Origin of the sequence: Streptomyces monticola (genome assembly GCF_042665355.1) — a bacterium.
Taxonomy (GTDB): domain Bacteria; phylum Actinomycetota; class Actinomycetes; order Streptomycetales; family Streptomycetaceae; genus Streptomyces; species Streptomyces monticola.
This window is the reverse complement of sequence record NZ_JBHTCF010000043.1, coordinates 1-21,568: the sequence shown is the minus strand read 5'-3', so window position 1 is coordinate 21,568 and position 21,568 is coordinate 1. Positions and strand designations below refer to the sequence as shown.

The 21,568-nt window shown below is 70.7% G+C and carries 17 protein-coding genes; 10 read left to right on the top strand and 7 right to left on the bottom strand.

What is annotated here, in order from left to right; genetic code table 11:
- Both ACFQVC_RS41930 and ACFQVC_RS41925 read left to right on the top strand, forming a co-directional pair.
- Positions 1-1,802, top strand: a 1,802-nt coding sequence (locus ACFQVC_RS41930) for a LuxR C-terminal-related transcriptional regulator (protein ID WP_381841891.1), incomplete at its 5' end; no start/stop codon positions are given.
- Positions 1,803-1,850: 48 nt separating this feature from the next.
- A complete protein-coding gene (locus ACFQVC_RS41925; RefSeq protein WP_381841888.1) occupies positions 1,851-2,027 on the top strand; it encodes a DUF6191 domain-containing protein in 177 nt (58 codons plus the stop codon).
- 135 nt (positions 2,028-2,162) lie between these two features.
- Here the strand turns inward: ACFQVC_RS41925 and ACFQVC_RS41920 are convergent, their stop codons facing one another.
- Both ACFQVC_RS41920 and ACFQVC_RS41915 read right to left on the bottom strand, forming a co-directional pair.
- Positions 2,163-3,308, bottom strand: a complete 1,146-nt coding sequence (locus ACFQVC_RS41920) for a PQQ-dependent sugar dehydrogenase (RefSeq protein ID WP_381841885.1) — start codon at positions 3,306-3,308, stop codon at positions 2,163-2,165.
- A gap of 184 nt (positions 3,309-3,492) precedes the next feature.
- A complete protein-coding gene (locus ACFQVC_RS41915; protein ID WP_381841882.1) occupies positions 3,493-4,545 on the bottom strand; it encodes an aldo/keto reductase in 1,053 nt (350 codons plus the stop codon).
- Positions 4,546-4,666: 121 nt separating this feature from the next.
- On the opposite strand from ACFQVC_RS41915, the gene ACFQVC_RS41910 reads away from it, so the two are divergent.
- From ACFQVC_RS41910 to serA, 6 genes are all read left to right on the top strand, one after another.
- Complete coding sequence (locus ACFQVC_RS41910; protein WP_381841879.1) at positions 4,667-5,605, top strand: 2-hydroxyacid dehydrogenase; 939 nt, start codon at positions 4,667-4,669, stop codon at positions 5,603-5,605.
- Between the two features lie 320 nt (positions 5,606-5,925).
- A complete protein-coding gene (locus ACFQVC_RS41905; RefSeq protein ID WP_381841876.1) occupies positions 5,926-8,817 on the top strand; it encodes a putative bifunctional diguanylate cyclase/phosphodiesterase in 2,892 nt (963 codons plus the stop codon).
- A gap of 223 nt (positions 8,818-9,040) precedes the next feature.
- Positions 9,041-10,933 carry an acetolactate synthase large subunit gene (locus tag ACFQVC_RS41900; protein WP_381841873.1) on the top strand — a complete coding sequence of 631 codons (1,893 nt, stop codon included), beginning with the start codon at positions 9,041-9,043 and terminating at the stop codon, positions 10,931-10,933.
- A 31-nt stretch (positions 10,934-10,964) separates the two neighbouring features.
- Complete coding sequence (gene ilvN, locus ACFQVC_RS41895) at positions 10,965-11,489, top strand: acetolactate synthase small subunit (protein WP_282546380.1); 525 nt, start codon at positions 10,965-10,967, stop codon at positions 11,487-11,489.
- A gap of 171 nt (positions 11,490-11,660) precedes the next feature.
- Positions 11,661-12,659 (top strand): ketol-acid reductoisomerase, encoded by a 999-nt coding sequence (gene ilvC / locus ACFQVC_RS41890; protein WP_381841869.1) that lies wholly within the window; start codon positions 11,661-11,663, stop codon positions 12,657-12,659.
- A 237-nt stretch (positions 12,660-12,896) separates the two neighbouring features.
- Entirely contained in the window at positions 12,897-14,498 is a 1,602-nt protein-coding gene (gene serA / locus ACFQVC_RS41885) for a phosphoglycerate dehydrogenase (protein ID WP_381841866.1), read from the top strand.
- Positions 14,499-14,576: 78 nt separating this feature from the next.
- Here serA and ACFQVC_RS41880 read toward each other — a convergent pair whose 3' ends face one another.
- From ACFQVC_RS41880 to ACFQVC_RS41870, 3 genes are all read right to left on the bottom strand, one after another.
- A complete protein-coding gene (locus ACFQVC_RS41880) occupies positions 14,577-15,932 on the bottom strand; it encodes an FAD-binding oxidoreductase (protein WP_381841863.1) in 1,356 nt (451 codons plus the stop codon).
- A 3-nt stretch (positions 15,933-15,935) separates the two neighbouring features.
- The gene (locus tag ACFQVC_RS41875; protein WP_381841860.1) at positions 15,936-16,928 is read right to left on the bottom strand and encodes a hypothetical protein; all 993 of its coding nucleotides are present in this window, start codon (positions 16,926-16,928) and stop codon (positions 15,936-15,938) included.
- Between the two features lie 175 nt (positions 16,929-17,103).
- A complete protein-coding gene (locus tag ACFQVC_RS41870) occupies positions 17,104-18,219 on the bottom strand; it encodes an alpha-hydroxy acid oxidase (protein ID WP_381841857.1) in 1,116 nt (371 codons plus the stop codon).
- Between the two features lie 351 nt (positions 18,220-18,570).
- On the opposite strand from ACFQVC_RS41870, the gene ACFQVC_RS41865 reads away from it, so the two are divergent.
- Positions 18,571-19,959, top strand: coding sequence for an MFS transporter (locus tag ACFQVC_RS41865; RefSeq protein WP_381841854.1), 1,389 nt, complete (start codon positions 18,571-18,573; stop codon positions 19,957-19,959).
- Between the two features lie 2 nt (positions 19,960-19,961).
- Positions 19,962-20,303, top strand: a complete 342-nt coding sequence (locus ACFQVC_RS41860) for a YciI family protein (protein ID WP_381841851.1) — start codon at positions 19,962-19,964, stop codon at positions 20,301-20,303.
- 95 nt (positions 20,304-20,398) lie between these two features.
- Here ACFQVC_RS41860 and ACFQVC_RS41855 read toward each other — a convergent pair whose 3' ends face one another.
- Both ACFQVC_RS41855 and ACFQVC_RS41850 read right to left on the bottom strand, forming a co-directional pair.
- Entirely contained in the window at positions 20,399-21,037 is a 639-nt protein-coding gene (locus tag ACFQVC_RS41855; RefSeq protein WP_381841848.1) for a TetR/AcrR family transcriptional regulator, read from the bottom strand.
- A gap of 188 nt (positions 21,038-21,225) precedes the next feature.
- The coding region (locus tag ACFQVC_RS41850; protein WP_381841845.1) for a PucR family transcriptional regulator at positions 21,226-21,568 on the bottom strand (343 nt) is incomplete at its 5' end.

The following is a 21,568-nucleotide window of genomic DNA, read 5'->3' as shown; positions in this document are numbered from 1 at the left end:
CCCAGGACGACCGCTTCCCCGCCCCGGCCCAGGACGACCGCTTCCCCGCCCCGGCCCAGGCCGACCGCTTCCCCGCCCCGGCCCAGGACGACCCCTTCCCCGCCCCGGCCCCGGCCGACCGCTTCCCCGCCCCGGCCCAGGACGACCCCTTCCCCGCCCCGGCCCCGGCCGACCGCTTCCCCGTCCCGGCCCCGGCCGGCTCCTTCCCGGCCCCGGGACAGGGCGACCCCCTGCGTGCCGCCTGGTTCTGGGTGCAGCGCTCCCGGCTCGTCTCCACGCTCGGCCGCGGTGACGGCCGGTCGGAGACCGCCAAGGCCGAGGAGCTGATCCGCGGCCTGCCGCCGTCCGTCGTGCACGCCGAGGTCCTCACCCACCGCGCATCCTGGGGCTCCCTGCACGAGCCGGGCCCGGAGACCATGGCCGCCGCCGAGCGGGCCGTCGAGTACGCCCGCATGGTCGGGGCCGAAAGCATCGAGATGAACGCCCGCCTCACCCGCGGCGGACTGCTCGTCGAGTCCGGCGACGTGGAGCGCGGGCTAGCCGAGATGCACCACGTACGGGAACGGGTGATCGCCGAAGGCCTGGTCGCCGACCTCAGCCGGGTGCACATCAACCTGCCCTCCGCCCTGGAAGGAGTGGGCCGCTCCGCCGACTCCGTCCAGGCCGCCGTCAAGGGCATCGAGTTCTGCCGCACCTACGGCCTCCTCGACACCGAATGCTGGGTCTGGGGCAACCTCGCCGAGGCCCAGCTGACCCTCGGCCGCTGGCACGATGTGCTCACCTCCGTCGAGCAGGCGCAGCGCACCGCCCACAGCTCCAAGCCCCGCGGCTCCGCCGCCGAACGCCTTGCCCGTCTCGCGCTGTACCGCGGCGACCTCGCCACCGCCGCACACCAACTCGCCGTGGCCCACGGGCACTTCGGCACCCATGACCCCCAGCCGCAGTACTCCCTGCCGCTGATCACCATCTCGCTCGGCATCGCCGCCCACGAGGGCCGCATCCTGGAGATACGCGAGGAGCTGCGGCGTCTGGCCGATGAGGGGCTGCCCCCGGGCACCCAGCGGTACGGCTGGCCGCTGGTGCTCACCGCTGCCACCGCGGAGGCCGACGCCCGCGGGCTGCCCGCCGCCGAGCCCGGCCGCGCCGAGGCCCTCGACCACATCCGCCGGGCCGTCAAGTCCCTCGCCACCCCGGTGCCCGTCTGGCTCGCCCACGACCACTGGGTCAGGGCCGAACTGGCCCGCGCGGAGAATCGCGACACCGTCGCCGACTGGACGGCGGCCCTGACCGCCTTCGAGCCCCTGGAGCGCCCCTTCGACCTGGCCCGGGTGCGCCACCGCACCGCCGAGGCCCTGCTCGCCTCCGGCCCCGACGAGACGGCCCGCAGCCGCGCCGCCGAGCTGCTGCGGCAGGCCCGCGGCACCGCCGACGAACTCGCCGCCCGCCCCCTCGCCGAGGACATCGCCCTGCTCGCCCAGCGCGCCCGCCTCGGCCTGACCGCCCCCGAGGAGAGCGCACCACCGGCGCCGCGGCGGCCCGACGACCCGGTGGAGGCCCTCGGCCTCACCAGCCGCGAGCGGGATGTGCTGCGCCTGGTCACCCTGGGCCGCAGCAACCGTCAGATCGCCGAGGAACTCTTCATCTCACCGAAGACCGCCAGCGTGCATGTCTCCAACATCCTGGCCAAGCTCGGCGTCTCGGCCCGCGGGGAGGCGGCGGCCCTTGCCCACCGGCTGCGGCTGTTCCCCACCGAGCCCACCGAGCCCACCGAGCCCGCTGAGCCGGCCGGGCCCGCCGGGTAACGGCGGGGAGCACGTACGCTGAAGTGAGGACCCGGTGGAAGGGGCGTCATGTTCAACATGATCGAGGCACTGTTCGCACCCGGACGCAAGCACACCGATGATGAACGCAAGCGCCTCGAACTGACCAAGGTCGATCTGAACGACGGGGACCCGGGCCAGGGCCCCATAGACCTCACCTCCGGCAAGGTGGTCGTCCGGGTGCCGCCACAGCCGCCCAAGCCCTGAACCCCGGCCGCGGTCAGATCACTTGACCCCAAGGGCAGATCACTGCGCCTCAAGGTGACCCCAAGGGCAGATCACTGCGCCTCAAGGCGACCCCAAGGACAGATCACTGCGCCTCAAGGCGACCCCAAGAGCAGATCACTTCACCTCAAGGCGCAGCACCCGGTCGTCTCCCTTCTCCGGCGTCCCCCGTGAATCTGTCTCGTTGGTCAGCAGCCACATCTTGCCGCCGCTCTCCGTGAGCACGGTGCGCAGCCGGCCGTGCTCGCCCTCCAGGAACGCCTGCGGCTCCGCGAGCGCCTTCTCGCCGTCCAGCGGAATGCGCCACAGCCGCTCGCCCCTGAGCCCGGCCATCCAGATCGAGCCCTCGGCCCAGGCGATGCCACTGGGGGAGGCGTCCTCCGTGCGCCACTGCGCCACTGGGTTCACATAGCGCTCGTCGTCGCCCTTGCCCTCGGCCTCCGGCCAGCCGTAGTTCCCACCGGGCTTGATCAGGTTCAGCTCGTCCCAGGTGTCCTGGCCGAACTCGGCCGCCCACAGCCGCTTCGCGCGGTCCCAGGCCAGGCCCTGGACATTGCGGTGGCCGTACGAATACACCACCGAGCCGGAGTCCGGGTTGCCCTCGGCGGGGCGGCCGTCCGGGGTCATGCGCAGGATCTTGCCGCCGAAGGACTTCTTGTCCTGGGCCAGGCCCGTGTCACCGGTCTCGCCCGTGCCCGCGTACAGCATCTTGTCGGGGCCGAAGGCGATCCGGCCGCCGTTGTGGACGGTGCCCTTCGGGATGCCCTTGAACACGGTGTCCGGAGCGCCGAGTTGCTGACCGGCGGGCTTCTTCTCGTCGTACAGCATGCGGGCGATGCGGTTGTCCGACTCGGTGGTGAAGTACGCGTACACCATGTGGTCCGAGGCGTAGTCCGGGGAGACGGCGAGGCCCATCAGGCCGCCCTCGCCGCCCGGGGCGACACCCGGCACGGAGCCGAGCGCGGTCTTCTTTCCGCTCTTGCCGTCGATCCGGGTGATCGTCCCCTCGTCACGGGAGGAGACCAGGAGATCGCCTTCGGTGCCGGGCAGGGCGGCGAGCCCCCAGGGGGACTTCAGGTTCTCGGTGAGCGTGCCCGCCACCTTCACCTCGCCCTTGGCGGGCGGTGCGTCCGGGTCCGGCGAGGGATTGCCGCCGGACTTTCCGGGGCTCGACGCGGGGCGCTTCTCCTTCTCCGTCCCGCCGCCGTCCCCTCCCGAGCATCCGGCCAGGAGCAGTGCGGAGAGGGCCAACACAGCCGTCACAGCAGGTCGTTGCACGGTCAGGGTCCCTTCGACGGCGGCAGCTTCTACTGTTCATACACCGCTCGAGGCGCTCAGGTTCCCACCAACGCGGAACCCATTCCGGCGTTCCGTCGCCCCTTCCGGCACAGAGCACCCGTCAGCCGGTCCGGCAACGACCGCCCCACACGCCCCACCCACAAGGCTCCTACTCCCAGGACCCCAGTGCCCCCGGCAGCCCCGCGATCTCCGCCAAGTCCCGGTCCGTCAGGGCGAGTCCGGCCGCCGCCGCGTTCTCCGCCGCCCAGCGCTCGCGCTTCGAGCCCGGCACCGGCACCACGTGCCGGCCGCGTGACAGCACCCAGGCCAGGGCGACCTGGGCCGGAGTCACGCCGGGCCCGTGCCGGCCGGCGATCCGCCGCAGGCCCACCACGATCGGCTGGTTCGCCGCCATCATCTCGGCGGTGAAGCGCGGATGCCGGGCCCGCACGTCGTCCGGCTCGAAGCCCTGCCCCGGCGTCAGGGTGCCGGTCAGATAGCCGTTGCCCAGCGGCATCGCGGCCAGGAAGCCCACGCCGCGCGCCTCGCACCACGGCAGCAGCGCGTCCAGAGCCTCGGGCGACCACACCGACAGCTCGGCCTGCACCGTGCTCACCGGGAACACCTGCTGCACCCGCTCCAGCTGCCGGATCGTCGCGTCGTGCAGAGACGCCCCCGACCTGCGCCCACCCGTCTCCCGCCACCGCCCTTGCAAGGAGGCGCTGCGCGCCGCTCCTCTTTGACTCCGCGCCCCCACCGCGCACAGACCGAGCGAGCGCACCTTGCCCGCCGTGACCAGCTCCGCCATCGCGCCCCAGGTCTCCTCGACGGGCACTTCCGGGTCGGCCCGGTGCAGCTGGTACAGGTCGATGACATCCGTCTGCAGCCGCCGCAGCGACGCGTCGCAGGCCCGCTTCACATAGCCGGGGCGGCCGTTCGCCACGATGTGCTGCTCGCCCACGAGGAGCCCGCACTTGGTCGATACGAAGGCGTCCGCGCGGCGCTCCTTGAGCACGCGTCCCACGAGCAGCTCATTGGTGAACGGCCCGTACATGTCAGCCGTGTCCAGGAGGTTCGAGCCGGCGTCCAGTGCGGCGTGGACCGTGCGTAGGGACTCCTCGCCGTGCTGCTGCGAGCCGGTGTACGCCCAGCTCATCGGCATGCAGCCGAGGCCGACCGCCCCCACTTCGAGCGCCGCAGCCCCGATCGTCCTGCGCTCCACCTGCCCGTGCCTCCCCACGTTCTGATCCGCGCCCCAAACTAACCCTTGCCACCCGCACGCCCGCGCACAGCCTCCCGACCGTGCCTGGGCCTCCGCGGATGTGGCCGGTTAGCCTCTGGCCATGAACGCAGATGTATGGCTGCCGTTCGCGGCGGACACCGTGCCCGGCCTTCCCGAAGGCTTCGACTACCGCGTGTGGGACGGCGAAGAGGATTTCCCGGCCGATCCGGCCGACTGCGCTTTCTATGTGGTGCCGTACATGAAGAGCGCCGAGGTCTCGGTCCGTCCGCTGTCCGCCATGACGTCCGTAGGTGTCGTACAGACCCTGACCGCGGGAATGGACCACATCCTGCCCGGCGTCGACCGGCTACCTGCCGGCGTACGGGTCTGCAACGCGCGCGGAGTCCACGACGCGTCCACGGCGGAGCTGGCGCTCACGCTCATCCTGTCCTCACTGCGCGGCATCCCCCGGTTCGTGGCGGGGCAGCAGCAGGAGGAGTGGCGCTCCGGCTTCTATCCTGCGCTCGCCGACAAGTCCGTGCTCATCGTCGGCTACGGCTCGGTCGGCGCCGCCATCGAGGACCGGCTCGCCCCCTTCGAATGCACGCGGGTGGCGCGCGTCGCGCGCTCCGCACGCACGACGGAGCGCGGTGCGGTGCACCCGCTGAACGAACTGCCCGCCCTGCTCGCCGAGGCCGACGTGGTGATCCTCTGCACCCCGCTCACCGAGCAGACCAAGGGCCTGGCGAACGCCGGGTTCCTGGCCGGGATGAAGGACGGCGCCCTCCTGGTGAACGTCGCCCGCGGCCCCGTCGTCGACACCAAGGCGCTGCTCGCCGAGCTCGAAACCGGACGCATCAGCGCCGCAGTTGATGTCACGGACCCGGAGCCGCTGCCCGCAGGGCACCCGATGTGGCACGCCCCCAATCTCCTCATCAGTCCGCATGTGGGCGGCAGCAGCTCCGCGTTCCTGCCGCGCGCGAAACGCCTCCTCGTAAGCCAGTTGAGCCGGTACGTTGCCGGAGAGCCCCTCGACAACGTCGTACACGTCACCGCATAGCGTCCCGAACCGGCGCATCCAGCACCGGTTCGCGCACTCTCTGCATCTGCTCACATGCGCCCAGTGCCCGCATCGCCGCTGGTCGTTACGGAGAGTAGAGGAACTATGTCCCTGAGTGACGAGACTGGTGTATCGTCCCGACAGGGGCTGCGCCGCGCACCATTCGGCGCCGGGGAGAAATTCAGAGAACAGCGAGGGGGGCGACGGGCGATGCACGGCCTATGGACGAACACTCCGACGCGGCGGGGCCGCCGACGGCGACCCTTGCGCGCGCCGACTCGCGAACTGCCGCTCGGCCGGGCCGTGATGGCCCGCAGAGCGTGGACCAGCCAGCTGAGGCGGGCGACCCGGTGAGCGCCCAAGGGGCGCTGCTGACCCGCGGTCCCGCGCCAGGCCCCGGCCGGTCCGGACTGGTGTCGCAGCTGCTGCTCGCGTTCGTCTGCGCGGGCTATGCCACGGGCTCCGCGCTCGGCTGGGGCTCTCCCGAGCTCGCCCTGGTGATGGGGGACTTCGGCCTGAGCGCCGCCGCGGCCACGGCAGCCGTCTCCTGCTTCCTCTACGCCCGCAGGCGGCGCAGCCGTTTTCGACCCGCCTGGCTCCTCTTCGCGCTGTCCTCCGCGATGGCGTCACTCGGCAATGCCGTATGGGGCTGGTACGAAGTCGTGCTCCAACGACCCGTGCCGAGCCCGAGCTTCGCCGATCTGCTCTTCCTGTGCTTCGCGCCGCCCGCCATCGTCGGGCTCCTGGTCCTCGCCAAGAGGCCGGTCACAAGAGCCGGTTGGGTCTGTCTGTCGCTGGACTCATGGCTCATCGGCGGCTCGCTGCTCACTCTCTCCTGGAGCCTGGCCCTCGCGCACACGGCGGAGTTCGGGGATATCAGTGTCGCGCACGCAGCGCTGTCGCTCGCGTATCCGCTGCTCGACATCGCCCTGGTCAGCATGGTCCTCGCGCTGCACTTCCGGCGCTCGGCGGCCAACCGCTCGGCGATCAACACCGCGATCGCCGCGCTCGCCCTGACCGTGATGTGCGACGCCCTGTTCACCTCGCCACTGCTGCGGGAGGCGTACCGCTCGGGCCAGATCCTGGACGCCGGCTGGTTCGCCGGCTCCCTGCTGCTCGCCTACGCCCCATGGGTCACCACCCGCGGGAACCCGCAGCCGCAGTCAGAGCCGGCCGTCGAGCGGACCTGGACCGGCAGCGGGCCCATCAGCCGCCGCACCGCGCGCGGCACCCGCCCGATCGCTGGCTCACTCGCCGCGCTCACCCCGTATCTGGCCGCCGCCGTCTGCACGTTGGGGATTCTCTACAACACCCTCAACGGCCGCAGCATCGACCGCGTCGTGCTCTTCACGGCCTGCACCGTGGTGCTCGCCCTGGTGGTGCGCCAGGCCATCATGCTGCTCGACAACATCACGCTCACCCAGGAGCTGGCCCAGAAGGAGAACCACTTCCGCTCCCTGGTGCAGGGCTCGAGCGACGTCATCATGATCGCCGCACCGAACGGCATCCTGCGGTACGTCAGCCCTGCCGCCGCCGGGGTCTGGGACCGGGACGCGGAGGAACTGGTGGGGTCCGAGCTGGCCACCCTGATCCACCCCGAGGATCTCGGCCGCGTGGCGCACGAGATCCGCAGATTCCTCGCCGCCAAGCCGTACGAGGAACCCACGACCCGTATCGAATGCCGCTTCAAGTCCGGCGCGGGCTCCTGGCTCAACGTGGAGTCGACGGTCAACCGGCACCACGGCGGCCTCATCTTCAACAGCCGTGATGTGACCGAACGAGTCCGTCTGCAGGCACAGCTGCAGCACAATGCCGAGCACGATCCGCTCACCGACCTGCCCAACCGCGCCCTGTTCACCAAGAGCGTCGGCCAGGCCCTGAACGGCAGACGGATCACCGACCGCGGCACGGCCGTGCTCTTCATCGACCTCGACGGCTTCAAGGCGGTCAACGACACCATCGGGCACCAGGCGGGCGACGAGCTCCTCGTCCAGGCCGCCCGCAGACTGGCCGAATCCGTGCGCTCGGGGGACACCGCGGCCCGCCTCGGCGGCGATGAGTTCGCGGCCCTCATCCTGGGCGACGGCACCCGCGACCGCACGGCCCGCGAGCGACATATCTTCGAGCTCGCCGACCGGCTGCGCCTGAGACTCTCCGAGCCGTATGTCATCGACGGCCAGGACGTCCGGGTCGCCGCCTCCATCGGCGTGGCCTTCGCCGAACCCGGTGTCACCGCAGGGGAGTTGCTGCGCAACGCCGACCTGGCGATGTACCGCGCGAAAGCCGCCGGCAAGGGCCGTGTCGTCCTGTACGCCCCGCAGATGCAGGCCGAGGTGGTCCGCAAGGCAGAGCTCGCCTCACGCCTGCGCACGGCCCTGCACGAGGGCGAGTTCGCGCTCCTGCACCAGCCGGTGGTGTCACTCGATGCCGGACGGATCACCGCCGTCGCCGCCCAGGCGAGATGGCGCTCCGCCCAGGGCATCCTGTTCACGCCGGCCGAGTTTCTGCGGGTCGCCGACGACAACGACCGCACGGCCGAGCTCGGCCGCTGGATGCTGGAGGAGGCCGTGGAGCAGGCCGCCGAGCGCGCCGGCACCGGGCACGCCATCCCCGTCGCGGTCCGGATGAGCGCCCACCGGCTGCTCGACCGTTCGATGCCCCTCGGCTCCATCGAGGCGCTCCTGACCCGGCACGGACTGCCTTCGGGCGCGCTCATCATCGAGCTGGCCGACAGCGACCCGCGTGTGCCGCTCGACGAGCTGGAGCGCAGGCTCACCTCGCTGCGCCGGCTCGGCGTACGGATCGCGCTCGACGGCTTCGGCAGCGGCTATGCCGCGATCAACGCACTGCGCCGGCTCCCCGTGGACGTACTGAAGCTCGACCGCTCCCTCGTCGAGGGGGTGGTGGAATCGGCCAGGCTGCACAAGATCACCAGTGGTCTGCTGCGGATCGCGGGCGATCTCGGCCTGCACACCGTCGCGGACGGTGTGGACCTCCCCGAGCAGGTCATCGCGCTCCGGGACATGGGCTGTACGCACGGCCAGGGCATGGCCTTCTCCGGTCCGCTCGACGAGTACCGGCTGCGCCGGGCGCTCACCGGCGGCCACTATCCGCTGCCCCAGGGACCGGCCGAGCCGGTGTTCGTGGGGGGCACGGTCATCGGGAGTTCCACGGCGCGCTCACATAATGAGACGGCCATCCCACCCACTTGACAGTCACCGGGTGTCAGGGGGAGGGTCAATGCCATGCGCACCCGAATTCTCGTACTTGGACGGCGCGTCGGCTAAGGCTGAGTCTGCGATGAACGCAGAACGAAACTCAGCGCTACGGCACCGACGCGCTCCCCTCGCTTGCCTCCGGGCACGAGGGGTTTTTTGTTGCACTGGCACCTCACATACCCTCGCAAAACACCCTTAGCTTCGAGAAGAGACGCCGATGACCGAGCAGGCCACCGGGGCCCATCCGCAGCCGCGGCCCCGATCCTCAGGACACCACTCCGCCCCCGCCGAGCAGCTGTCGGGTGCGCAGTCCCTCATTCGTTCTCTCGAGGAAGTCGGGGCCGAGACGGTATTCGGCATCCCTGGCGGCGCGATCATGCCGGCGTACGACCCGCTGATGGACTCCTCCAAGGTCCGCCACGTCCTGGTCAGGCACGAGCAGGGCGCGGGCCACGCCGCCACCGGTTACGCGCAGGCCACCGGCAAGGTCGGTGTCTGCATGGCGACTTCGGGCCCCGGCGCCACCAACCTCGTGACCCCGATCGCCGACGCACACATGGACTCGGTGCCGCTGGTCGCGATCACCGGACAGGTCGCCTCCAAGGCCATCGGCACGGACGCCTTCCAGGAGGCGGACATCTGCGGCATCACGATGCCGATCACCAAGCACAACTTCCTGGTCACCAAGGCCGAGGACATCCCGAAGACGATCGCCGAGGCCTTCCACATCGCCTCCACCGGCCGTCCGGGCCCGGTCCTGGTCGACATCGCCAAGGACGCGCTGCAGGCGAAGACCACCTTCAGCTGGCCGCCGCAGACCGACCTGCCCGGCTACCGCCCGGTGACCAAGCCGCACGCCAAGCAGATCCGTGAGGCCGCCAAGCTGATCGCGGCGGCCAAGCGGCCCGTCCTGTACGTCGGCGGCGGTGTCATCAAGGCCGGTGCCACCGCCGAGTTGAAGGTCCTGGCAGAGCTCACCCGGGCGCCCGTCACCACCACACTGATGGCGCTCGGCGCATTCCCCGACAGTCACGAGCTGCACGTGGGAATGCCCGGTATGCACGGTGCGGTCACCGCCGTCACCGCGCTGCAGAAAGCGGATCTGCTGATCGCCCTCGGCACCCGCTTCGACGACCGCGTGACGGGCAAGCTGGACAGCTTCGCGCCGCACGCCAAGGTCATCCACGCCGATATCGACCCGGCCGAGATCGGCAAGAACCGCGAGGTCGACGTGCCGATCGTGGGCGACGCCCGCGAGGTCATCGCCGATCTGGTGCAGGCCCTGCAGGCCGAGCTCTCCGAGGGCAACGCGGGCGAGGCCGCCCGCAGCGGATACGAGGACTGGTGGGAGCTGCTCAACCGCTGGCGCGACGCGTACCCGCTCAGCTACGACCTGCCCGAGGACGGCAGCCTCTCCCCGCAGCAGGTCATCCAGCGCATCGGTCAGCTCGCCCCCGAGAACACGATCTTCGCGGCGGGTGTCGGCCAGCACCAGATGTGGGCCGCGCACTTCATCGACTACGAGAAGCCCGCGACCTGGCTCAACTCCGGCGGCGCCGGAACCATGGGGTACGCGGTCCCGGCCGCGATGGGCGCCAAGGCCGGCCGCCCCGACACCCCGGTCTGGGCGATCGACGGCGACGGCTGCTTCCAGATGACCAACCAGGAGCTGGTCACCTGCGCGCTGAACAACATCCCGATCAAGGTCGCGATCATCAACAACGGTGCGCTCGGCATGGTCCGCCAGTGGCAGAACCTGTTCTACGACGGCCGCTACTCCAACACCGTCCTGCACTCCGACGACACCGGTCACGACGACGCCGGCTGCCAGGTCGGCGCCAGCGCGGGGGCCCGTCGCGGCACCCGGGTGCCGGACTTCGTGAAGCTGTCCGAGGCGATGGGCTGTGTCGCGATGCGGTGCGAGGACCCGTCCGAGCTCGACGCGGTGATCGCCAAGGCGAATGAGATCAACGACCGTCCCGTCGTGGTCGACTTCATCGTCCACGAGGACGCCCAGGTGTGGCCGATGGTCGCCGCCGGCACGTCCAACGACGAGGTCATGGCCGCCCGGGGCGTGCGCCCCGACTTCGGCGACATGACAGATGACTGAGCGACCGAGAGCGAAAGAGAGACCAAGAGACATGTCCAAGCACACGCTCTCCGTCCTGGTCGAGAACACCCCCGGCATCCTCGCCCGGATCGCCGCCCTGTTCTCGCGCCGCGGCTTCAACATCGACTCCCTTGCCGTCGGTGTCACCGAGCACCCCGACATCTCCCGTATCACCATCGTGGTGAACGTGGAGGACCTGCCGCTGGAGCAGGTCACCAAGCAGCTCAACAAGCTGGTCAACGTGCTGAAGATCGTTGAACTCGAGCCGGGCCAGGCCGTCCAGCGCGAACTCGTCCTCGCGAAGGTCCGCGCCGACAACGAGACCCGCTCGCAGATCGTCGAGATCGTGCAGCTGTTCCGCGCCAAGACCGTGGACGTCTCGCCCGAGGCGGTCACCATCGAGGCCACCGGCTCCAGCGACAAGCTGGAGGCCATGCTGAAGATGCTGGAACCCTTCGGCATCAAGGAGCTCGTCCAGTCCGGCACGATCGCCATCGGCCGCGGCTCGCGCTCCATCACCGACCGCTCGCTGCGCGCCCTCGACCGTTCCGCCTGAGCGGCGAAAGCGCTCCGCCGCAGCCACGAGAACGCCCAGCAACAGGGCCGAAGGTCACGCCGGTCGACCGGCTTGCGTCACCTTCGGCCCGCATCCCGAGACCCCACACCCCCGTAGTGCCCGCCCCACGTACTGTGTGGGCAAAGCGCCAGACCCAAGGAGAGACCTGAAGTGGCCGAGCTGTTCTACGACGACGACGCCGACCTGTCCATCATCCAGGGCCGCAAGGTCGCGGTCATCGGTTACGGCAGCCAGGGCCACGCCCACGCGCTGTCCCTGCGTGACTCGGGCGTCGACGTGCGCGTCGGCCTGCACGAGGGCTCCAAGTCCAAGGCCAAGGCCGAGGAGCAGGGCCTGCGCGTGGTGACCCCGTCCGAGGCCGCCGCCGAGGCCGACGTCATCATGATCCTGGTGCCGGACCCGATCCAGGCCCAGGTCTACGAGGAGACCATCGCCCCGAACCTGAAGGACGGCGACGCCCTCTTCTTCGGCCACGGCCTCAACATCCGCTTCGGCCTCATCAAGCCGCCGGCCGGTGTCGACGTCTGCATGGTCGCCCCCAAGGGCCCGGGCCACCTGGTCCGCCGCCAGTACGAGGAGGGCCGCGGCGTTCCGTGTATCGCGGCCGTCGAGCAGGACGCGACCGGCAACGGCTTCGCGCTCGCGCTCTCGTACGCCAAGGGCATCGGCGGCACCCGCGCCGGCGTCATCAAGACCACCTTCACCGAGGAGACCGAGACCGACCTGTTCGGTGAGCAGGCCGTCCTCTGCGGCGGTACGGCCGCGCTGGTGAAGGCGGGCTTCGAGACCCTCACCGAGGCCGGCTACCAGCCGGAGATCGCGTACTTCGAGTGCCTGCACGAGCTGAAGCTCATCGTGGACCTCATGTACGAGGGCGGCCTGGAGAAGATGCGCTGGTCGATCTCCGAGACCGCCGAGTGGGGCGACTACGTCACCGGCCCGCGGATCATCACCGACGCCACCAAGGCCGAGATGAAGAAGGTTCTCGCGGAGATCCAGGACGGCACCTTCGCCAAGAACTGGATGGACGAGTACCACGGCGGTCTGAAGAAGTACAACGAGTACAAGTCCCAGGACGAGAACCACCTCCTGGAGACCACGGGCAAGGAGCTGCGCAAGCTCATGAGCTGGGTCGACGAGGAGGCGTAAGCCTCAAGGCGCGGGTGCGGTCCGGTTCTCCGGGCCGTGCCCGCGCCGTCGTTCCCGCAGGATTCTCCCCGTCCGGGTGATCCTTCCGGACGTGGGGAAAACGGGGCCCCCGGCCCCACTACACTTCTCAACACATACGCGTCAGGCCCACAGCGTCGTGCGTCTTCCACGCGGCTTGCCCCTCCACCGCCTGCGGCCGTCGGGACGGCCGTCCGCAATGGACTTGTGAGGACTCACGTGAGCTCGAACCCTGCCAAACCTGTCGTACTCATCGCTGAAGAGCTGTCGCCCGCCACGGTGGACGCCCTGGGCCCGGACTTCGAGATCCGCCAGTGCAACGGCGCGGACCGTGCCGAGCTGATCCCCGCCATCGCCGACGTCGACGCGATCCTGGTCCGCTCCGCCACCAAGGTGGACGCCGAGGCCATCGCCGCCGCCAAGAAGCTGAAGGTCGTCGCACGAGCCGGCGTCGGTCTGGACAATGTCGACGTATCCGCCGCCACCAAGGCCGGCGTGATGGTCGTGAACGCCCCGACGTCCAACATCGTGACGGCCGCCGAGCTCGCCTGCGGTCTGCTGATCGCCACCGCGCGGAACATCCCGCAGGCCAACACCGCGCTGAAGAACAGCGAGTGGAAGCGCTCGAAGTACACCGGTGTCGAGCTCAGCGAGAAGACCCTCGGCGTCGTCGGCCTCGGCCGTATCGGTGTCCTCGTCGCGCAGCGCATGTCCGCGTTCGGCATGAAGGTCGTCGCGTACGACCCGTACGTACAGCCCGCGCGCGCGGCTCAGATGGGCGTCAAGCTGCTGACCCTCGACGAGCTGCTCGAGGTCTCCGACTTCATCACCGTGCACCTGCCCAAGACCCCCGAGACCCTCGGTCTCATCGGTGACGAGGCGCTGCACAAGGTCAAGCCGAGCGTGCGGATCGTCAATGCCGCGCGCGGCGGGATCGTCGACGAGGAGGCGCTGTTCTCCGCCCTCAAGGAGGGCCGCGTCGCCGGCGCGGGCCTGGACGTGTACGCGAAGGAGCCCTGCACGGACTCCCCGCTGTTCCAGTTCGACCAGGTCGTCTGCACCCCGCACCTCGGTGCCTCCACGGACGAGGCGCAGGAGAAGGCGGGTATCGCCGTCGCCAAGTCGGTCCGGCTCGCGCTCGCCGGTGAACTGGTGCCGGACGCGGTGAACGTACAGGGCGGAGTCATCGCCGAGGACGTACGCCCGGGTCTGCCGCTCGCCGAGAAGCTCGGCCGGATCTTCACGGCGCTCGCGGGCGAGGTCGCGGTGCGGCTCGACGTCGAGGTGTACGGCGAGATCACCCAGCACGATGTGAAGGTGCTCGAACTCTCCGCACTCAAGGGCGTGTTCGAGGATGTCGTCGACGAGACGGTGTCGTATGTCAACGCCCCGCTGTTCGCTCAGGAGCGTGGTGTCGAGGTCCGTCTGACGACCAGCTCGGAGTCGCCCGACCACCGCAATGTGGTGACCGTGCGCGGCACGCTCTCCGGCGGCGAAGAGGTCTCGGTCTCGGGCACGCTCGCCGGGCCCAAGCATCTGCAGAAGATCGTCGCGATCGGCGAGCACGACATCGACCTGGCGCTCGCCGACCACATGGTGGTCCTGCGCTACGAAGACCGTCCCGGAGTCGTCGGCATGGTCGGCCGGGTCCTCGGTGAGGCGGGCCTGAACATCGCGGGTATGCAGGTCTCCCGTGCCGAGGAGGGCGGCGAGGCGCTCGCCGTGCTCACCGTCGACGACACGGTGCCGCCGGGCGTGCTCACGGAGCTGGCCCCGGAGATCGGCGCCACGTCGGCCCGCTCGGTCAACCTGGCAGACTAGTCGCCATGTCGGCGGGGCCGGGGGCACTGTGCCCCCGGCCCCGCCGTCTTGCTGCTCAGGGCTACTGCCTGCGCATGGTCACCGCGGCAGATCCAGGATCTTGCCCGGGTTGAGCAGTCCGAGCGGGTCGATGGCCGCCTTCACCGCGGTCATCACATCCACCGCGTCCCCGTGTTCCAGACGCAGATACTTCTTCTTGGCCACCCCGATGCCGTGCTCGCCGGTCGCCGTGCCCCCCACGGACAGGGCGTGCTCGACGAGCAGGTCGGAGAACTCCCGGGCCCGGTCCGCCTGTTCGGGGGCGACCGGCACGATGGTGTGCACATTGCCGTCGGCGACATGGCCGGCGATCACCACATCGAGGCCGAGGGCGTCCGCCTCCTTCTCGGTGACCCGTACCATCTCCGCGACCTGCGAGAGCGGTACGGCCGTGTCCGTGATGAGGTAACGCCGCTCCGGGTACAGCGCCTTGACCGCGAAGAACAGCTGATGGCGCGCGCTCCACAGGGCGGCGCGGTCGGCCGCGGTGCGCGCCGACGCCACCTTGAGGACACCCGAGTCCCAGGCGAGCGCCGCCACCTCCTCCGCCTCCGAGTCGAGGGCCGCCTCACTGGAGCAGTGCATCTCCACGAAGAGCGCGGGGGACTCCGGATAGTCCGTGCCCAGATGCCGGTTGACGGCCCGCATCGACAGGGTGTCGACCAGTTCGAGGCGGGCCACCGGCAGGGCGCTCGCCATCATGGCGGTGGCCGCGGCGACCGCGCCCGCGACGGTGCCGAACACCAGGCGCTGCGCGTGCACATGGGCCGGCTGCGGATGCAGCGCGACGGTCAGCTCGGTGAACACGGCGAGTGTCCCCGCCGAGCCGACGAACAGGTCCTTCAGGTCGTAGCCGCTGCTCGTCTTGCGTACGCCGCGGCCGCACCGGATCACCTTTCCGCCGGGCAGGACCGCTTCGAGCGCGAGCACATTGCTGCGCATCCCGCCGTAGCGGACGGTGGTCGTGCCGCTTGCGTTGGTCGCCGCCATGCCGCCGATACTGGCGTCCGCTCCCGGGTCCACGGGGAAGAGGAGGCCCTCGCCCGCGACCGCACGGTTGAGCGCCGTACGTGTCACACCGGGCTGTGCCACGGCGAGAAAGTCCTCCGGGCACACGGCGAGTACCCGGTCCATGCCCGAGAGATCCAGGGCGATCTCGCCGCCGAGCGGCACGATGTGGCCCTCCGCGCTGGTGCCCGCGCCGTAAGGGATCACGGGGGTGCGGGTCTCCTGCGACCAGGCGAGAGCGGTGACGACATCATGGCGGTCGGTGGCGAACACCACGGCCGCGGGCGGCCGTCGCAGCGCGGCCGTCTCGTCGGCGCTGTGCTGCTCCAGATCGGCGGCCCGCTCGCTGACCTTGCCCGGAAGACGTGCGTGGAGGGATTCGAGCACCGTTCAGCGCTCCAGGATCCAGGTTTCGAAGACCTCGTGGTCGGCGTCGTGGTGCTCCACGACCCGCCAGCCGGTCTTGGCGAAGGCCTCGGTGTACTCCTCCTCGGCCCAGGTCTTCACGCCGGTCACCTCGTGGTAGAACTCGAACGTCGGGGCGAACCAGGGCTGTTCGTGCCAGCGCTCGCCCTCCGCACGGACGACATCGCCGATCACCAGGCGGCGCAGGTTCGGGAACCAGTCCATCCAGGACGCCAGCACCTTGTCGATGCCGCCGCTCTCGGTGGCCAGCTGGTGCAGCAGGAAGAACGTCAGCGCGGTGGTGACGTCCGCGCGCACCTCGGCGTCCAGCCACTCGGGGCGTGCGCCGCCCGGCTGCACCGAGCCGGCGCGCAGCCGGAACCGCTCGGCGAGCTCGGTCTGCGCGAGCCGGGCCCTGGCCGCCTCGATGACGCCGGCCTCGATGTCCACGCCCACCAGCTGTTCGCTGGGCGCGAGTTCACCGATGACCTGCATCCGGCCGCCGTCCGCGCAGCCCAGGTCGATGGTGGTGCCGGGCGCGGGGTCGGCGGCGATCCTGGCGGCGATGGACTTGATCGTCTCCGGGTGGCGGTGTGCGATGTCGGTGCAGCCGCAGGCGACTTCGGCCGGCCTGGTCTTCGCCGGGATCATGTCGGCGGTGGCGGAGTCGGTGGCGAGCGCACGGAAGGTGGGCTCCCAGCCGAGCGTGGTGACCCGTATGAAGCCGCGGTTGAAGGCGATCTCACGGCCCGGCTCGGTCAGCCGGTAGCCGGTCTCGGTGGGCTCGAACCAGCCGATCCGGTGCAGCGCGACCGCGAGCGAACGCTGCAGGCCCGTGGTGGGCACGATCTCGCGCGCATCCCCCAACAGCTGTTTCCACCAGCCCAGTTCATCGGCGGCGAGGATGATGTGGTTGGCCGTCTGGCCCTCGAGCAGATCGCTCAGACGCAGGGGCGTACTCGGAGTGGCGTACGACATGGAGAGGTTCTCCTTCTGGGGCGGGCCGTGGCAGGCCGGACAGGAACAGGGTCAGAGGTCGCGCTGTTCTCACGGCCGGGCAAGGGCATGGTGCGGGCGCCGCACGCGGACGGGGTCGGTGGCCCGCCCGCGCGGCGCTGTGGGTGCGCTGTACGTGCGCTGTACTTCAGAGAGCTCAACGGGGCCGTTCGGTGAGGCAGTTCGCGTCGATGTCGGAGACCGAGGCCGTGCCGGCGAGCATCATCACCGTGCGCAGCTCCTCGGTGAGCAGTTCGATGGTGCGGCGTACGCCCTCCTCGCCCGCCGCCGCCAGGCCGTACGCGGCGAGCCGGCCGATCAGGACGGCGTCGGCGCCGAGGGCGAGCGCCGTGAAGATGTCGCTGCCGGTGCGCACCCCGCTGTCCAGGGCGATCGGCACCCGCCCGGCCGCCGCGGCGGCGACCTCCGGCAGCGCGTCCAGGCTGGCGGGCGCCGGGTCGAGCTGACGGCCGCCGTGGTTGGAGACCACCAGGGCCGCGGCGCCCGCGGCGATGGCCTGCTCGGCGGCGTCGGCGGTGAGGACGCCCTTGGCGATCCAGGGCAGGGCGCAGCGACTGGTCGCCTCGGCCAGGCGGCCCCAGTCCCAGCTGGGCGTCGAGAGGCCGAGCAGCCGCTCGAACATCTCGGCCACCTGCGGGGTCCCGACCCCGTCCTGGTTGCCGGCGAAGTAGGCGAGGTCGGGGCTGAAGCGGTTGGTGCGGTTGCGTACCCGGAACCCGGCCGTCGAGCAGTCCACGGTGACGCACAGCGTGGTGTACCCGGCGCGTCTGGCGCGTTCGGCGCTCACCTCGAAGTGCTCGAAGGGGTGCAGCTGGGCGATCCGGGCGGCGGCCGGGGCTGCCTCGGCGACCCGCTCGTACGAGAACGTTCCGGCTTCCGGCACGATCGAGGCCGTACCGCAGGCGGCGTTGGCCCGGGCGACCGCGATCTGCCCGCCGTCGTGGAACAGGCCGTCCCCGCCGAACGGTGCGGTCAGGACCGGCGCCGAGAGCGGCAGACCGAGGAACTCGGTGCCCGTGTCAGGACCACTCACTCCGCTCATGGGCCGCGGTTTGATCGCCCAGCGCCCGAACGCGCCCCGGTTGGCCCGCAGGGTCGCCTCCGTGCCCGCACCGCCCTCGAGATAGTCCACGACCTCGGGCGAGAGCTGTTCGAGGGCGGCGTCCCTGATCTCGTCCAGGACCGCGAAGCCGGTCTCCTGCGGATACATCTCACCGGGCGCAGCGGGTGGCGTGCTCGTCAGGTCGGTCAACACGGCTCCTGAGGTGCTGAGTTCGGGGCGTCCGACTGGTCAAGGCTGCCCGCGGGACTCGGTCGGGTCATTAACTGGGCGTTAAATATCTGAGAAGAGCATCGCAGTAAGTGATTGCTTCCGGGCGCACTTTCTCGCCGTAAAGAGGGCGGGAAACGAGAGGCTAGCACCCAACTAGCCGGTGTCAACCGGTAATTATCGGCCTAGTTCGGATCGATCCTTGACCCTTAGCTGCTTGCGGCAGCATTCTCCTTCTGTGAAGTTCTTCTCAGGTAACTCGGGTCACTCAGGCCAGGGGCCAGTCAAGGGATCAGTCAAGGGGTCGGACAAGAGCACTGTGCGGGTCCAGCGGTGACGGCGGCGCCCGCCACCACGGGCACCGCCCGCACCGGACAGTGGCGCGACCGCTCGATCCTCCTGGTCACCTGTGTGGGTCTGTTCGTCACCCAACTCGATCTGACCGTGGTGAACATCGGCGTCAGCGAGGTCCAGGCCGATCTGGACGTGGGTACGTCGACGGCCACCTGGGTCGTGGACGCGTACTTCGTCACGTACGCCGCCTGCATGCTCAGCTTCGGCGCCGTGGGCGACGCGATCGGGCGCGGCAAGGTCTTCCTGGCCGGCCTGCTCGGATTCACGCTCGCCTCGGTCGCCTGTGCCCTCGCCCCCGGCGCCGGCGCACTGATCACGGCGCGGGCCGTGCAGGGCCTGTTCGGGGCAGCCGTCCTGGTGGCCTCGCTGTCCATCCTGGTGCACCACTTCGACGGGCCTGGGCGGGCGCGGGCCATCGGCCTGTGGTCGGCCGTGGCCGGGGTCGCCCTGGTCGCCGGGCCCACCCTCGGCGGGCTCATCGTCGACGGTCTCGGCTGGCGCTGGATGTTCTGGATCAATCTGCCCATCGGGCTGCTCGGCATGGCCGCGGGCGCGCGCGTCATCCCGCGCCAGGCCACGGTGGAACGGCGGCTCGACTGGCGCGGCCAGCTCCTCGCCCTCGCCGCGCTCGCCAGTATCGCCTTCGGCGTCGAGAGCCTCACCGCGGCCAAGGGCGCCTCGGTCACGGGCTGGACGGCGGTCGTGGCGGGCGCCCTGCTCGCCGTCGGCTTCGTCGCGTCCCAGCGCACCGCGGCGGCGCCCCTGGTGCCGCTCTCGCTCTTCAGGTCACGGGCGTTCCGCGGCGCCAACACCGCGGCGCTGCTGCTCAACTTCGGCACCCTGGGCCTGCTGTTCCTGCTCAGCATGTACTTCGTCCGGGTCGCCGGGAAGGACGCGGGGGTGGCGGGCCTGTGCATCGCCCCGCTGTTCGGCGCGTACATCGTGGTCAGTACGTTCGCGGGGCGGGCGGCACAGCGCTGGGGAAGCCGGGCCCCGGCGGCCTGCGGCATGGCCGTCGCCGGAGCGGCCGTGGCCCTGGTCGCGACGGCCGCCGCGGAGCGCCAACTCGTCCTGCTGGTGGCCGCGTCGGCACTGTGCGGCAGTGGCATCGGCCTGACGCTGCCCGCGCTCATCTCCGTCTCCGTCGGCGAGGTCGACAGCGAACGCGCCGGGCTCGCCTCCGGGCTCAACAACACGGCCCGGCAGATCGGCGGCAGCCTCGGCGTCGCCACCCTCGGCGGCATCGTCTCCGCCAGCGGCACCCTCGCCACGGGTATCGTCCGTGCGCTCTCGGTCAACGCGGCGGTCTTCCTGCTCGCCGCCTGGATCTCGGTCATTGCGCTGCCCAAGAGGCGCGGGAAGGAATAGACGTGCTGGTTCTCGTCTACTGCAAGGACAAGCCGGACGGCCTCGCGCTGCGCCGGGCGACCCGTGTCGAGCACCTCGAGTACATGATCGCCGCGAAGGACCGTCTTGTCTTCGGCGGACCGCTGCTCTCCGACGACGGCGACCCCGTCGGCTCGGTGTTCGCCCTGCGCGTCGAGACCCGCGAGGAGGCCGACGCCTTCCTGGCCGCCGAGCCCTACTGCCTGGCGGGGCTCTTCGACGACGTCACCGTGCACACCATGCGGCAGATGATGCCGGAGCAGCCGGTGGGCACGCTTGAGCGGGAGCTGGAGAAGGAGCTGTCGGCCAGAGGGCTCGTGGGCTGAGGCCCAGAGGGAGGAGGCAGGCCTGGCGGGCCAGGGGTCAACCGGCCGCCGAGCACGGCGACTTACGGGGGCACACGGGGGGTCGACGGAGCGGATCAGTCGGCGCGGTGACCCAGGGCGCACAGCGCGCTCTGCGTCAGCTCCGCCGCGATCCGCTCCGTCGACCAGTGCATGCCGTCCATCAGGTCCAGGATGACCCGCTCGTCGAAGAGCGTCTCCCAGACCAGCACCGCGAACTCGGGCCGCTGCGTGGCGATGTCGCCGGTGTCCATCAGCGCGAGGGTGAGCGGTGCGAGCACGTCGTAGATACGCGTCACCATCGGGTCGCCGCCCTTGAGCCGGGCCAGGAAGCCGTCGGGCGAGCGGATGTAGACCGCTGCGCGGCTCCAGCGCGAGGCGTGCCGGACCCAGATCCGGCACGCCTTCTCGAACCGCTCGATGGGCGAGACGTCGCGGGGGATCGCGACGATCTCCACCATGAGCTCGTCGACCAGGTTCTCGTAGTACGCCTCGATGGCCTGGCGCACATCCGAGAAGTGCCGGTACGCGGTGGCCGTCGACACCCCGGCCTCCTTGGCCAGTTGCGCCAGGCTGAAGCGGGCGTCCTTGCGGTCCACGAGGAGTCGTTCGATCGCCTTGAGCATCACATCGCGGCTCAGGAGATAGTCGCTGCGGGTCTGGCGCCGGGCCGCTCCCTCGTGCGGCTTGCCGGCTCTTCTCTCTGGGCTTGCCAAGGCAGATCCCCGCTCGATGCCGTCGCGTCGTGTGCCGCGCGCGGTCCCCTGCAGATTCGGCTGCGATCGTACATGCGCTGCGGGCACCCGGAACCTGGACGCCAGCGGCCTGTTGGGGCCGAGGGGCCGGGGCGTGAGGCGGGGCTGCTTCGGGAGGGCGGGCGAGGCCCACTGATTCAGAAGCGGGCTCACCGGGTGAGGCGGGCCGCCTTGAGGGCCATGTGCAGGAGCAGCCGGTCCTCGCCGCCGTCCAGGTCGAGGCCGGTCAGCTGCTCGACGCGCGAGAGGCGGTAGTAGAGCGTCTGGCGGTGGATGCCGAGGGTGCTCGCGGTGCGGCCCGCCTGGCCCGCCTGGTCGAGGAACACCTCGGCGGTACGGGCGAGTTCGGGCCTGGCGAGCAGCTGTCGTACGGACGGGTCGTGGGCGGCGTCCGGCGGCAGCGCCGTCAGCAGGCGGTACGGGCCGAGGGCCGGCCACTCGGCGACCGGGGGAGCGGCCTGCTCGCCCGGAGCGCCGGCCGCCGCCCGCCGG